This is a genomic window from uncultured Campylobacter sp. (assembly GCF_938002845.1).
Classification (GTDB): domain Bacteria; phylum Campylobacterota; class Campylobacteria; order Campylobacterales; family Campylobacteraceae; genus Campylobacter_B.
Genome location: NZ_CALKZP010000028.1, coordinates 115,055 through 129,590, shown reverse-complemented (window position 1 = coordinate 129,590; position 14,536 = coordinate 115,055). Strand labels below are relative to the sequence as shown.

At 48.2% G+C, this 14,536-nt stretch carries 12 protein-coding genes; 1 reads left to right on the top strand and 11 read right to left on the bottom strand.

The genetic code is table 11. From position 1 onward, the window contains the following. Positions 1–495: 495 nt before the first annotated feature. From Q0224_RS04145 to mqnE, 11 genes are all read right to left on the bottom strand, one after another. On the bottom strand, positions 496–1,170 hold the full coding sequence (locus tag Q0224_RS04145; RefSeq protein WP_297949333.1) for a methionine ABC transporter permease: 675 nt from the start codon (positions 1,168–1,170) through the stop codon (positions 496–498). A 260-nt stretch (positions 1,171–1,430) separates the two neighbouring features. Beyond that, positions 1,431–3,236, bottom strand: a complete 1,806-nt coding sequence (locus Q0224_RS04140; RefSeq protein WP_297949331.1) for a menaquinone biosynthesis decarboxylase — start codon at positions 3,234–3,236, stop codon at positions 1,431–1,433. A gap of 44 nt (positions 3,237–3,280) precedes the next feature. Then, positions 3,281–3,781 carry an ester cyclase gene (locus Q0224_RS04135; protein WP_297949329.1) on the bottom strand — a complete coding sequence of 167 codons (501 nt, stop codon included), beginning with the start codon at positions 3,779–3,781 and terminating at the stop codon, positions 3,281–3,283. Between the two features lie 16 nt (positions 3,782–3,797). Continuing rightward, on the bottom strand, positions 3,798–4,784 hold the full coding sequence (locus tag Q0224_RS04130) for a hypothetical protein (protein WP_297949327.1): 987 nt from the start codon (positions 4,782–4,784) through the stop codon (positions 3,798–3,800). Further along, a complete protein-coding gene (locus Q0224_RS04125; protein ID WP_297949326.1) occupies positions 4,784–5,614 on the bottom strand; it encodes a hypothetical protein in 831 nt (276 codons plus the stop codon). Before Q0224_RS04125 ends, Q0224_RS04130 begins: the two co-directional genes overlap by 1 nt. A gap of 2 nt (positions 5,615–5,616) precedes the next feature. After that, entirely contained in the window at positions 5,617–7,614 is a 1,998-nt protein-coding gene (gene metG, locus Q0224_RS04120) for a methionine--tRNA ligase (protein WP_297949324.1), read from the bottom strand. Positions 7,615–7,660: 46 nt separating this feature from the next. Next, a complete protein-coding gene (locus tag Q0224_RS04115) occupies positions 7,661–8,344 on the bottom strand; it encodes a type II secretion system protein (protein ID WP_297882047.1) in 684 nt (227 codons plus the stop codon). Positions 8,345–8,371: 27 nt separating this feature from the next. Next, on the bottom strand, positions 8,372–9,592 hold the full coding sequence (locus tag Q0224_RS04110; RefSeq protein ID WP_297949322.1) for a hypothetical protein: 1,221 nt from the start codon (positions 9,590–9,592) through the stop codon (positions 8,372–8,374). A gap of 117 nt (positions 9,593–9,709) precedes the next feature. Next, positions 9,710–10,159 (bottom strand): phosphoribosyltransferase, encoded by a 450-nt coding sequence (locus tag Q0224_RS04105; RefSeq protein ID WP_177386697.1) that lies wholly within the window; start codon positions 10,157–10,159, stop codon positions 9,710–9,712. A 15-nt stretch (positions 10,160–10,174) separates the two neighbouring features. Next, complete coding sequence (locus Q0224_RS04100; RefSeq protein ID WP_297949320.1) at positions 10,175–11,470, bottom strand: NCS2 family permease; 1,296 nt, start codon at positions 11,468–11,470, stop codon at positions 10,175–10,177. 18 nt (positions 11,471–11,488) lie between these two features. Next, positions 11,489–12,571 (bottom strand): aminofutalosine synthase MqnE, encoded by a 1,083-nt coding sequence (mqnE, locus tag Q0224_RS04095; protein ID WP_297949319.1) that lies wholly within the window; start codon positions 12,569–12,571, stop codon positions 11,489–11,491. A 141-nt stretch (positions 12,572–12,712) separates the two neighbouring features. Between mqnE and glmS the strand changes: the two genes are divergently transcribed. Continuing rightward, entirely contained in the window at positions 12,713–14,530 is a 1,818-nt protein-coding gene (gene glmS, locus Q0224_RS04090; protein ID WP_297949317.1) for a glutamine--fructose-6-phosphate transaminase (isomerizing), read from the top strand. The last annotated feature ends 6 nt before the right edge of the window (positions 14,531–14,536 follow it).

Below are 14,536 nucleotides of genomic sequence, written 5' to 3'. Positions count from 1 at the left end.
CTTAAAATTATAAAATTTTAAAACTGCTTGTCTTAGAATTTATAAGCAAAATTTCGTAAGGTCTAAAATTTTAAAATTTTAAAATTCCGTGCCTTAGAATTTCAAATTTCAACTTACGCTTTTCATTAAGATTTAGGCTAATTTTAAATTTTAGACAATGAAATTTTAAAATTATCCAGCATAGTTTCGATCGCCCGCTTCAAAGATGCGACCTGTTATAAAAATAAAGCTTACTCTACGCAAAACAAGTCTTGGCACGAGCTTTGCTTTAGCTACGCAAAACCTTAAATTTAAACCTTGACGGCAGGTAAATCTAACTGCTTACGATTATAGAATTTCAAGCGGTATTCATAGCGTTGCAAACCTACCTTTCTTATAATTTTATAGTTTGGTAAACGGATTATACAAATGAACGGTCTATAGTTTAAGATCTACTTTTTGCAATTTTATACTAATAGAAAATATTTGATATCTCGTTAAGCTATGGATTTAAGCCTACTTTTTCGTAATTTTATAAAGTAAATTTCCGATACTTTGTATGATCTGCACGAGCACGATCAGGATTACGACGGTATATGACATTATATCGGGGCGGAAGCGCTGAAAACCGTAGCGGATCGCCACGTCGCCGAGCCCGCCGCCGCCGACCGTGCCCGCCATCGCCGTAAATCCGATGATGACGATGAGCGTCAGCGTAATCGCGCCGATGATGCTAGGAAGCGCTTCGACGAACATCACGCGGAAGATTATCTGCGTCTTGCTCGCGCCGAAGCTCTTCGCCGCCTCGATCACGCCGCTATCTACCTCCAGCAGCGCGCTTTCGATGAGCCGCGCGATAAAGGGCGCCGAGCCGATAGTAAGCGGCACGATCGCCGCGGTAGTGCCGATGCTCGTGCCGACAAGAAGCTTTGTAAGCGGAAAGAGCACGATCAGCAAAATTATAAACGGAAAGCTTCGCAGCGTATTTATCGCGACGTCCAGCACGGCGTAAACGAGGCGGTTTTCGCACAGCCCGCCGCGACGCGTAAGGATAAGCACGATCGCAAGCACGAGCCCCAAAATAAACGCCAAAGCCGTGCTTACGAAGGTCATATACAGCGTCTCTAGCGTCGCGTTTAGTAGCAGCTTCGGAATCACTCCGCTAAAAAAATTTTGTATCCACTCTATCATTTATGTCCTTTCATTTTGTGCCTGTTTGCGCTATACCAGGCTTTTGTACCGCTTTAAAAAATTTTTGAAATTTTAAAATTTACGCCGCAGCAAATTTTACGCCTTAAAATTTTAGCCTTCGCGAAGTGGTAAATTTTATGAAATTTTACCGCTTAGAGCCCGTAAATTTAGATGAAATTCTATCTAAATTTAACGCGCAGCCCTTAAAACCAAAGCTAAATTTTAAAATTTCAAATCCCTGAAAATTCCGCCCCGCGCCCTCAAAAAATTTCAAATTTCTTAAATAACTCGGGCTCATCCTGCACGATGCCGCGCTCTATGAGGCTTGCTACGACTTCTCGGCTGCAGAGCGTCTCCTGCGGCCACCGGCGCGTATAGCCCTCCCACTCGTGCTTGCTCGTAGCGTCGATGCAGATTCGATCGTCCTGCGTCACGAACACGTCGCGCAGCGCATCGATGCTATTTACGATGCGCCAAACGCTCATATAGAGGTTGCTCGCGTCGTTTCTCGCATCTGTAAAAATCAAAATTTTAAAATTCTCGCTAAATTTCAAAAGCCGCCGCCAGCTCCGCTCCACAAGCTCTTTTTTGTCTATGTTTATCAGCACGAGCGGGTTTTTCGTATCGCAAAAGTGCTGCTTAAGCGCCAAAATAGCGGGCTCGCCGCTTTGAAATTTCGCTAGCAGCTCCTCGTCGCTTAAAATTTGCGGCGCCTGCGAGCTTAAATCCGCCGTCGCATCGATGCCGAGCTTGCCGCCGAAGCAGGAGTTCGGGCTTGCGTGATCGAGCTGATCGCACACACCCTCGCTAAAAACGAGGCTGCGCGCGCCTATGCGGTTTAGGACGTACTTCGTAAGCGCTTCGTACTCATCCAAGCTCGGCGCGTCTTGCGGCACGAAAACGGCGTGTTTTACGAAGCTCATCTGCCCCACGCCCCAAAACGCGTGCATGATCTGCTTAGCCGCAGCGGGGTAGCGCACGGCGATCTTAGCCAAAATTAGGTTGTGAAATACGCCGTTCTCGGGCATTTTATAATCGATCAGATCGGGCGCGCTCGTACGAAACAGCGGCAAAAAGATCCGCTCGGTCGCGTATCCCATAAATTTATCCTCAAGCGGCGGCTTGCCGACGACGGTGGCGTGAAATACGGGCGCGCGCTTGTGCGTGATCGCGCTAACCTCCATCACTGGGAATGGCTCTACCGGCGTGTAATATCCCGTGTGATCGCCGAAAGGTCCCTCCGGCTCGCTTACTGCGGGATCGACAAAGCCCTCGATCACGTAATCAGCGTCCGCGGGAACGTAAATTTCATTCGTAAGCGATTTTACGAGGCGAGCCGAGCTGCGGCGGATGAAGCCGTAAAGTAGCAGCTCAAAAATCCCCTTCGGTAGCGGCGCCTGACCGCACCAGATATAGAGCGGATCGCCGCCGATCGCCACGGATACGGGCATCTTGCGCCCCGCTTTGCGATATTCGTCAAAAAAGCCCGCGCCGTCTTTGTGTATCTGCCAGTGCATCCCCAAGCGGTCGCGCCCGTAAATTTGCAGGCGATACATGCCGAGATTTTGCGTTTGCGAGTTCAGATCCTTCGTATAAACCTGCCCCATCGTGATAAAGGCGCCGCCGTCACCCTCCCAGGTCTTAAGCACGGGAAGCTCGCCCAAATCTACATCAGCGCCCAGATGCGCGACCTGTTGGCACTCGCCGCGACCGTTAAGGCGCTTTACAAAAATTTTACGCAGCGTGATTAAGTGCGTCAAAAAATCAAGCTTTTCGCTAAAACTTTGCGGACGTTTCGGCTTTAGCAGGCTCTCGATCTCGGCGGCGATCTCGTCAGGTTCGCGACCGAGGATTAAATTTAACGCCTCGAAGGAGCCGAAAATATTGCTTAGCACCGGCGGCATCCGTTTGCCCTGCGCGTTTCGCACATTCGTAAAAAGCAGCGCTTGCGAGTGCTCGCGCTTAACCTCGATATAGCTTGCGTGCGCTATCTCAAGCTCGGTGCCGATCTGCTCCTTTACCTCGCGTAATAGCCCATTTTCGCGCAGAATTTTAATGTAGTCCATCGCCCTCTTTCAATTCAATAATCCCATAATGAGCTCTCGCCATATTATTTATCGCATGTACCGATGGCGCGCAGTATGGCGATCATCCCCTCGGCTGCGACATCGTTTACGATCTTGCCGCGCTCGTTAAAGTAATAAAAATTCATCACCCGCGCGCTAAATTTTCGCCCCGTAGGCGCGATGCCCATAAAATCATGCTTGTGAGTGCCGCTGCAAAGCCAATACACCGCCGCGCATCTCTCGTCCGCGACCATGTCCTGCATCGCCCACTGCACATCAGGGAAGCTTGCACGCATCATTTTTATGATCGCATTGTAGCCGCTGCCGCCGTAAAGCGGATCTTTCGATGCGGGCGTGACAAACGGCGCTTCGGGATCCACAAGCTCGTTTAAAAGCGCTTCGTCCGCGGTATTTATCGCCGTCTCAAAGCGCTTCATAGCGGCTTTATTCTGCTCTATTTTATCCTCGTGCGTGGTTTTAGCGCTTGATACTATCGGCGCAATAGCCGCTACTGCGCCAAATTTAATAAAATTTCGTCTTTTCATACCGATCTCCTTGAGGCTAAAATAGATTTCTTTCTTGCGGTTTTTGATTTAGAAGCTGCAAGATCGCGCTCTTTTCTGCAAAAACCAGCGCGTAGTGAAACTCCGGAAGGCTCTTTAGCGCGCTTAGCTTATTGAAGCGAAAGTCGATCTTAACGCCGTCCAATCGGTCCTCCCAGCTAGCGCAGACGATAATTTTTTCGCGGAATTTCGCCCGCAAAAAATCCGCCTCGCGCGCAAAAAGCTCAGGATCGCTCTCGGCGATAAAGGCGCGGTAGCTTCCGCCAAGCGAGCTAACGTTAAAAAATCGATCCACAAAAATGGGCTCGAAATGGCCGAATGCGCTTAAGCTTTGAAATTTAAAGGGTATGTTTTTGCGCGAGAGATACTCGATCACGCCGCATAGCTCGGGTAAAAACAGCTGCGGAAAGATTAAGCTTGAATAATAAAGCCCGCCGAAAACGAAGCTGCTGTAAAATATCGAGCCGCCGTAAAGCAGCCTAAAATCATCACTCGCGGGAATCGTGACTGGCGATATTCCGAGGCTTTGCAAAAGATCGGCGTCGGTGGTGAAGTAGGTATTTTTCTCTTTGGCATTCATCAGGCTGATAAAAAGTTCACCCTTGCTGCGCGGCGCAAACATCAAATTTTTCGGCACGCTCGTGTATCGCAAGATCTCGCTTTGCACCTCGTTTATCAGCACGAAGCCGTGCCGCCACGTCTCGCCCAAAAATTTTATCAGTCGCACGAGCGCCGAGCATAAATTTTCGACCTTTATAAAGGCGATCTCGTCGTTAAGCGGCTTGAAATTGTTATCGAAAATGATCGCATACGCGCCGTTATCGATCGCGGTGCGCACGTCGCGCTCGTTTGCGCCGAGTGCGATGAAAGCGCCCTTTTTCGCGACCTTTGCGGGTTCGATCGCAAAGCTCTCGACAGCGGAGATCGCAGGATTATTTAGCATCGTTCCGTTTACGATGCGGGTTAAATTTAATAAATTTACCATTACGACTTCCCTACGGCGGAGCTTTTGGCGGACGCGCTCTTTGCGGCGCGGCGCGGATGCTTTGTGGTAGATGCGAAGGTTGCGCCGGACGCGGCAGCGTCTTTTGCGGCGATTACGACAGGCGTAGCAGTATTTTTTGCGATACGGCGAGATTTTGCGCTCCGAGAGGCATTTTTAGCCGCTGCCGATTTTACGCTAGCTGCGGAAATTTTATTTTGCGCGGTGCTTTTTACGGACGCTGATTTTGCGACAGATACGGAAGCTGCGGCGGGCGCGATACTTTTAGTGGTCGATGCAGGTTTTGCGACAGATGCGGGTTTTTTAGCGAGCGGAGATCTTTTTGCGGGCACGGTTTTTGTCGCTGAATTTTTTTTAGCAGAGATGCTTTTGGAAAGTGAGGCGTCCTTTTTAATGCTCGCGCTAGAAACGCTCGCCGTGTGCTTTCTGTGCGGCGTAACGCCTGCATTAAAATTTTCGTTATCCGCGCTTGCGCGCTTTTTCGTGCGCTCATCCGTAAATTTATCGGTGCGAAAAAATGAGCGCACAACCGCGCGCGCGCCGAGCTTTGCACATTTTAAAGCGACGAACTTCGACAGTTCGCAAATTCCGAATGTTAAAATTTTACGCGCTGCAAATTTTAAAGCAACTCCCACACCGAGCTTCAGCGCCAATGGTGTCGCGCATACAAGTCCGCCCGCACCGATCTTTGCGGCAAGGGAGGAGTTGCGGCAAAGCTTTAAAATTTTATCCGAAGCGGCGCTTTTTTGCGCGCAGAGCCCAGCCGCGCCGTAGATAGCGAGCTTCGAAGCCTTGCGCGCTAGAGCCCTCATCGCTAACCTACGATCGCGCCGTTTTTTACGGGCGCGAGAGTGCTAAGCAGCGTAAGGCTGCCGTCCTCGGCGCTTAAAATCATACCCTCGCTGCTATGTTTAAAAATTTTAGCGGGTTTTAAATTTGCCAGCACGCAGATCTGCTTGCCGATGAGCGCGGCAGGATCGTAAAATTTCGCGATACCGCTGATGATTTGGCGCGGCCTCTCCTCGCCCAAATCGATCATAAATCGCAGTAGCTTCTCGCTGCCCTCAATGTTTTCGCACTCCAAAACCGTACCGACTTTTATAACGCATTTTTTAAAATCGTCGATTTTGATTTGAGTTTCAGATGCCGCGCCTTTGGCTTCTTGCGCCGTAGCGCCCGAGCAGGAAGCGTTTGCATTTAAATTTGGCGCGCCTTTTACCGCGACGTCTGTACCCGAACAGCTTGCAGAATTTGCAGCGCCATCCAACCTGTCGTAGTCCGCCTTCGGCATTAGCTCGTGATCGATCTTGGTAAAAAGCGGCTCGCACGGCTTAGCCTTAAAATCTAAAATTTCGCCGCGAAGCACTAGCTTCTCATAAAGCGGAGTGGATATTTCAAAGCCGAGCGTGTCTGCGATACGTGCCGCCGTCTTCGGCATCGCGGGGCTTAGCAGCACGGCAACTTTAGCCAGAATATTTGTGACCAATGCGACGAGAGCTAGCGCCTTAGCCTGTTCGCCGTTTTTCATCAAATTCCACGGCTCGTATTTCGCAATCGAAGCGTTCGCAAGAGCAAGCGCCCTCCAAAGCTCCTCCAAATATCTATTGGTAGCGACCTCCTCAAGCGCGTTAAGTGCGGCGCTCAGATAGGAGTTCGCTTCCTCGATCTCGGCGGTGAAAAATTTCATAACGTCTTTGGAATTTATGATGTAGTCCGAATATTTCGCGCTCATGCCGACGATACGGCTGAGCAGATTTCCAAGCTCGTTGGCAAGCTCGGAATTTACGCGGTTGATAATCGCTTTTTGCGAAAAATCGCCGTCTTGGCCGAACGGCACCTCGCGCAGCAAGAAATACCTAAACTGCTCCAGCCCGTAGGCGTTTGCGACCTCGCGCGGATCCACGACGTTGCCTAGGCTTTTGCTCATCTTTTTGCCGTCTCGCGTCCACCAGCCGTGAGCTGCGACGCTGCGCGGCATATTTAGCCCCAGGCTCATCAAAAACGCAGGCCAATAGACGGCGTGAAAGCGCAAAATGTCCTTGCCCACGATGTGCAGCGCGTCGCTCCAATACTCCATCCGCTCGCCGCCCGCGCAAAATCCGAGCGAGCTGAGATAATCCATCAGCGCGTCCAGCCAGACGTAAATCACATGCTTTGGATCGTTTAGCTCGGGCGGAATTTTAACGCCCCAATCAAAGCCCGTTCGCGTGATCGAAAGATCCTTCAGACCGCCTTTTACGAAGCTTACGACCTCATTTTTTTTGCCTAGGGGAAGGATGCATTTTTCGTCCTCATACCATTTCAAAAGCCGCTCTGCGTAGGCGCTAAGTCTGAAAAAATAGCTCTCCTCTTTTAAAATTTTAGTCTTTTTGCCGCAGTCCGGGCAATACTCGCCGTCGATTAGCTGATTGGAAGGAAAAAAACTCTCGCAGCTTACGCAGTAGTTGCCCTCATATTCGCCCTTATAAATGTCGCCCTTTTCATACATCTTGCGAAATACGTTTTGCACCGCCGCCTCGTGCGCGGCATCGGTAGTGCGCGAAAACATATCGTAGCTGATGTCAAACTCGTCCCACAGGTCTTTAAATTTAGCGCTCACGCCGTCTGCGTACTGCTTCGGGCTTTTGCCGTGCTTGGCTGCGGCCTCTTCGATCTTTTGGCCGTGCTCGTCGGTGCCCGTTTTAAAAAAGACCTCGTGTCCTTGCAGGCGGTAAAATCTAGCCATCGTATCGGCAATAATCGTCGTGTATGCGTGACCGATGTGCGGGACGTCGTTTACGTAATAAATCGGCGTCATTATATATTTTTTCATCATTCTCCTTGCGCTTACTTAAATTTGAGTAAAAATTTTATTAGTCCTATTGCGCGGCTGTGCCGGTATTAGAATTTAGCGTGTATCTTACGTATCCGGTCTCCGGCTCGATAGTAATACTAGCGGTCTCTTTCGCATCATTGGTAAGCGTAATAACGCACTGGCCCACAAAAAGCCTATCATATGGCACATTAGAGTTCGCTAACTGCCCCATTGGGCGACCATAAGAATCAAAGGAGATGGTGTGATTGTTTCCATTACCGCAATTAGTAAATTGTATATTTCTTATATTATATGTTGCTCCTAAATTTAGCTTTTGATTCATTCTTGCACCATCAGTATTGGCAGGTTGCCTAGCAAAGCCCGAAGTAAGCAGTTTGTTAGGATTCTGCGGATCAGCTGCCATAGAATTTAGGCTATTTGGTTGTCCGTTTGAACCCGGGAAAGCTCCGTTATCCCAATATATATTATATCGCCATCCTGCTGCAGAGCCCGGTGCTCCTTGATCGGTAAATTGAATCCTCCAAAATCTCTTAAACCAATTAGGATCGTCAGGATCGAATTTGTTATCATTCATAGCCAGCTGCTGAGTATAGCGAATATGAGCAGCTACTTGATCTGCCGCCTCCACAAGGCTATTTCGATTGATTTGAGGCACCGCCACCGCCGCTAGAATTCCAACCACCACGATGATGAAAATCAGCTCTATCATAGTAAATGCTTTTTTCATAATTTTTACCTTTCATAAAAATTTTGTTTATATTTTAACATAAAATTTTGCAATTCGCACGCCTCGCTTGTAAATATCTATATTTTGTATCGAATTTTTATGATCCGAGACATATTCCGGCTCATCCGCGTAGATAAAAGCGCCGCTTCCGCTAGGCAGTCCGTAAAATTTCAGGCGCAGGCAGAGCCTCTCGTCCTCGCAGCTTACGCTTTTTACTCCGCGATTTTTTAGCTCACTTGCCAGCTGCCTAGCTATGTCAAATTTATAGATAAAATGCCGCTGCGGCTTGTTTGCGAACATCGCCTCATACATCACATCGCTAAAAATCACTGCAAAATAGCTTACCGCTAAGCTTACCAGCGTCACACCCACGGCGATCTTGTGAAAGGTACGAAATTTAGGCAATCTAACACGGTATGAATTAAACAAAACCCGAATGATCAAAGGCGTAGCGATGACGCAATACGGCAGCATCATCTCAAGCGGCACGCGCTGTCTTAGCGAAAAAAGCATCGTCAGACAAAGCGCGCTCGTGGCGATGAACCACAGCAGGCTCTTTTCCTCTTTGATCCAAATTCTATAGATCGTATAGATGAAAAATAAAAACACGAGAGGTGAAAACGCGCCCGCAAAAACGCCCACGGTGTCTAAAAAATATCCCTTCGGCTTGCCCTCCGAGCTTACGTCGTAAAAGATCACGCTGAAGCTAAATAGCGCTATGCAAAGTAGCAAAAGCTCCTTTTTGCGCGTATAAAGCGCCCAAATTCCAAAGCCTACGTAGAGCATAAAAAACGCTCGATCGATCAAGGCGCAAACGGATAGAAGCACGAAAAGCGCGATATTGTATTCGCTCTTTGCAAAATAGATCGCCAGCAGCGTGAAAAAAACGATGATGCCCGCCGGATTTAGTAAAATCGCGCTACTCATCGACGCAGGAAGCGCCATAAATAGCGCCGTAGCGACCACTCTATCGAAGCGGCGCTTTAGAATAAATTTTGAAATTTTATAGATCATCGCGGCGTTTGCGAAGTGGATCAAAATAAACGGTATGCGCAAGGCGTAGTCGTTGCGCCCAAAAATTTCGCAGCTTAAATTTGCTATTAGCGAAACGAGGGATTTTTTATCGTAAAAAATTTCAGCCTCGTAGTAGCTGATGCTTAAATTTGAGATCGCATAAAGCAAAAATATGCCCTGAAACAGGCACATTACGGAGATTACGAAAATTTCGTTTTGATAAAGCTTCTTCACTCTCAACCTCGCTGCGGGCGCTTTAAATTTACAGCCTAAATTTTACGGCCGAAATTTATAAAATTTAAGCCGCCGAATCATTTAAAATTTAGCCGCTAAATTTAACCGCGCGCCGCTTCATTCCTCTATCGTATAATTTTCCCAAAAGAAATTTATCCACTCATCCGTCTTTGAAATTTTAAAATCGGGCTGGATGAGCGCCTTGGGTTTGTAAAAAATCACCGCCGTTTTAAGCTCTATTTGCGGAAATTTCTCCAGCAGCACGCGCTTGATCTCGACCATGCTGTCGCCGCTGTCGATGATATCATCCACCAGCAGCACGCGCTTATAAAGCTCCAGATCGGGCACGTTGAAAACGTCGATGGTGTCGAGCTTTTTGGTGTCCGCGTAGTGGATAGAATTTATCGAAAATATCGTCCGCATATCAAGCGCGTTGGCTAGCGCGTGGCCAAATGTAAGCCCGCCTCTAGCGATCGCCACGATTGCATCGGGCATAAATTCGTCCCTAACCTGCTTTGCTATAACTCTTGCGTCGCGATCCATCTCTTCAAAACTATAAAATCTCATATCTTTCCTTAAAATTTAATGCATTAAAAATACTAAAACGCTAATCGCGCCAAGCGTCAAAACGCCGAAATTTAAATCCCCTATCCTGCGCTGAGCGAGTCTAACTACGATATATGCGATGAAGCCGAAGCTTAAGCCGTTGGTGATCGAGTAGGTAAAGGGCATCAAAAATACTATAAAAAACGCAGGGATTAGAATTCCCGCGTCGCTATAATCGATCTTGCCAAGCTCGCTAAACATTAAAACCCCGACCATTACGAGGATCGGATAGATCGCATTTGCCGGGATCGCCTTAAATAGCGGCAGCATAAACAGCGTCAGCACGAAAAACATAGCGCAAAATACCGCGGTAAGTCCCGTGCGACCGCCCGCCTCCACGCCGCTGGCGCTCTCGGCAAATGCAGTAACCGTACTCGTTCCTATAACGGCGCCTGCAACGCTGCCTATCGCATCGGAGGTTAAATTTCTAGATAGTTTTTTCATGCCGTCTTTGCTGTTCTCTCCAAAAAGCCCCGCACGGTTTCCCACGCCGGTGAGCGTGCCAATGCTGTCGAATAAGTGCGTAATAAAAAACGTGATTATAAAAGGCACGAACGCGAGCTTTAGCGCTCCGGGGATATCTAGCTTAGCAAATATCGGCGTTATGCCGCTTGGCGCGCTTACTATGCCATGCGGTGCGGGCGAAATTCCAGCCACCCACGCAACGCACGAAGTAATCAAAATGCTTAAGATAAACGCCGCCTTGATTCTAAGCACGAAAAGCACCAGCACGACCGCTAAGCCTAAAATTCCAAGCAAAACGTTTAGATCTTTTAAATTTCCTAAAGTTACTAGCGTCGCCTGACTAGGCGCGATGACGCCCATCTGTTTAAGTCCGATGAAGCAGATAAAAGCGCCGATACCCGCGCTTATGGCGCGACGCAGATCAAGTGGGATAGATTTAATAACCCAAACGCGAAAATTGGTAAACGAAAGCACGGTAAAAAGCGTCCCGCTTATCGCTACGATGCCAAGTGCACTCTGCCACGGCATCTTAGCATCCACGCACAACGCAAAGGTAAAATACGCATTTAGCCCCATGCCGACGCTAAGCGCAACGGGGGTATTTGCAAAGAGCCCGTTAAATAGCGTCGCGATTATCGTAATAAGCGCGGTTGCCGTAACCAGCGCATCAAACGGCATACCTGCGATGCTCATAATGTTAGCGTTTACCGGCACGATGTAAATCATCGCCAAAAACGTAGTAAGCCCTGCGATAAGCTCCTGCCTTACCGACGTTTTCGCGGCGGCGAGATGAAAGAATTTTTCCACTTGCTCCTCCTTTAGAATTTATTCGTAAATTTCGATCTGATTATACAAGCTGTCGCGCTCTACCGGCACAAAGCCTGCGGTGCTGATCATATCGATAAAATCGCGCTTACTCTGCCCTTTTTTGCTGCCGGCGCCGGCGCTGCTTTGAATACTTTCGTTCTCAATCGTGCCGTCAAGATCGTCCGCGCCGAAATCCTGCGCTACGAGGGCCAAGCTTAACGTCGAGGTCGCCCAGTAAGCCTTGATATGCGTGACGTTATCAAGCAGAATTCTACTAATCGCGATCGTTTTTAAAATTTCGACCGAGCCCAAAAAGCCCTTCACATCCAAGTAGTTATTCTCGCGCTGATACACGAGCGGGATGAAGGCATTGAAACCGCCGCCGTTATCGCGAGCCAGGCTCTCATCTTGCAGCGCGCGGATGCGCAAGATGTGATCGATGCGGTGAGCGCGGCTTTCGATATGACCAAAGAGCATCGTGGCGTTACTCTGGCGCCCGCGCGCATGCCACAGCGAGTGGATTTGCAGCCACTGCTCGCTTGAGACCTTGCCTTTGCAAATTTTATCACGCACATCCTCGTCAAAAATTTCGGCGCCGCCGCCTGGCATCGAATCCACGCCGCTTTGCATCATCAGCTCTATCGTCTCCTCGTAGCTCATCTTCCACTTTCGCCGCCAGTAATCGATCTCCGCCGCGGTCATCGCCTTGATGTGCAAAAGCGGATATTTTTGCTTTATCGCTTTAAAAATTCCTAAATATTGCTGCGGCGTAACGAATGGATTGTGCGAGCTTACGATATGAATCTCCTTCGTGCCGCGCGCTACCGTCTCGTCCACGATACGCATGATCTCATCATCGCTCATCGTGTAAGCGTTTTCGTTCTTACGGTGCGCCGAAAATGCGCAAAATTTACAGGTATCTGCGCATAAATTCGAAGGGTTTATATGACGATTTGCGTTAAAATAGACGTTTTTGCCGTTTTTTTCTTTGCGAATTTTAAATGCGAATTTGCCCAGATCGAAAAGATCCAAATCCCATAATTTCACGCCGTCTTCGTAATTTAATCTCTCGCCGCTTTGTAATTTTTCTAAAATTTCCATCGATTTCCCAAGCCAAATTTTGTGCTAATTATATAATTTTTTGCTTACAAAACGGATAAGCGGACTAAATTTAGAGCCGAATTTTGTTAATTTAAAATAGCGTAGTAAAATGGGCGCCAAATTTCAAATAAGGAAAGCAAAATGTGTGGAATCGTAGGCTACATAGGAAATGCCGAAAAGAAAAAAATCATAATAAACGGACTGAAAGAACTTGAGTATCGCGGATACGACAGCGCAGGGCTTGCCGTGATGGACGAAAGTGCGAATATAAAGTATTTCAAAGCAGTCGGCAAGCTAAATAATCTCGAAGAAAAGATGAAAGATTTCACTTCGCAAGGCTTTGGCGTTGCGATCGGACATACTCGCTGGGCGACGCACGGAAAGCCCACCGAGCTTAACGCGCATCCGCATTTTGGAGATTTTAGCTTCGTCGTGCATAACGGCATCATCGAAAACTACATCGAGCTAAAAGATGAGCTCGAAGCGGACGGCGTGAAATTTTTAAGCCAGACCGATACCGAAGTGATCGTACATCTTTTTGAAAAAAATTTCAAGGCTAGTAACGACGCATTTAAGGCATATGAAGCCACAATTAAACGGCTAAAAGGCGCATACGCAACGCTTTTGATCACGAAGGCAGCACCCGGCGAAATTTTCTTTGCTAAAAACGCGGCTCCGCTGATCGTCGCAAAAAACGATAAAAACGAAATTTTCTTTAGCTCCTCGGACGCTCCGCTCATCGGGCTTGCGAATACGGCCGCGTATCTGGATGATCAAATTTACGGCGTCGCTAAACTAGGGCAAATCGACATTTTTAAAAACTCTAAACCGCATAATTGCGCCTTTAGCGAGCTTCCGAAAGATAAAGGCTATGCGCAAAAAGAGGGCTTTAGATTTTTTATGGAAAAAGAAATTTACGAGCAAGCGCAAGTCGTAACCGAAGCGATGATGGGGCGCGTAATAAAGGGCGGCAAGATAAAATTTGACGAACTTGACGAGGCGATGTTTGAGGGCATCGACGAGGTCGTGCTATGCGCCTGCGGCACGAGCTATCACGCCGCGCTCGTAAGTTCGTATCTTTTCGAGCGCATCGCTAAAATCCGCACGAAAGTGGAAGTTGCTAGCGAATTCCGCTATAAAGAACCATTTTTAAACAAGAATTCCTTATTTATCGTGATCTCGCAAAGCGGCGAGACCGCCGATACATTAGAGGCGCTGCATATCGCTAAAAAAGCCGGTCTTAGGACGCTTGCGATCTGCAATGTCGATAATAGTTCGATTGTGCGCATGGCAGGCAGCGTGATCCTCACTCGCGCCGGCATCGAAAAGGGCGTAGCTTCCACGAAGGCTTTTGCGACGCAGGTTATGGTGCTATGGATGTTCGTCGTGTATCTTGCAAATCTGCGCGAAGTCATCTCGGCGCGCACAAATTCCGCTGAAATTTCGGCGATGCTTCATATCCCGCAAATTTTAAAGATCAAAGACGGCTTGCAGGATAAAATTTACCGCATGAGCAAGCACTATCTGCACGGACACGGCTTTTTCTTTATCGGGCGCGATATTTTCTATCCGCTCGCTCTTGAGGGCGCGCTCAAACTCAAAGAGATCTCCTATCTGCACGCGGAGGGCTATCCAAGCGGCGAGATGAAGCACGGACCGATCGCTCTTGCCGATTCTAATCTCTTTACGGTTGCGCTGATGCCAAAGCATTTGCTCTACGAAAAAACCAAAAGCAATGTTGAAGAGCTTGCCGCGCGCGATGCGTATATTTTAGCCATCAGCCCGGAAGAACCAGAGATCGCGGATGATTTTATCAAAACGAGCGAGCAGAGCCACGCGATGAGCGAGTTTTTTGAGATGATGATAATTTTACAAATTCTAGCTCTTGAAATCTCCGTCAGACTTGGCAATGACGTGGATATGCCGCGAAATTTAGCCAAAAGCGTCACCGTAGAATAATCGTTT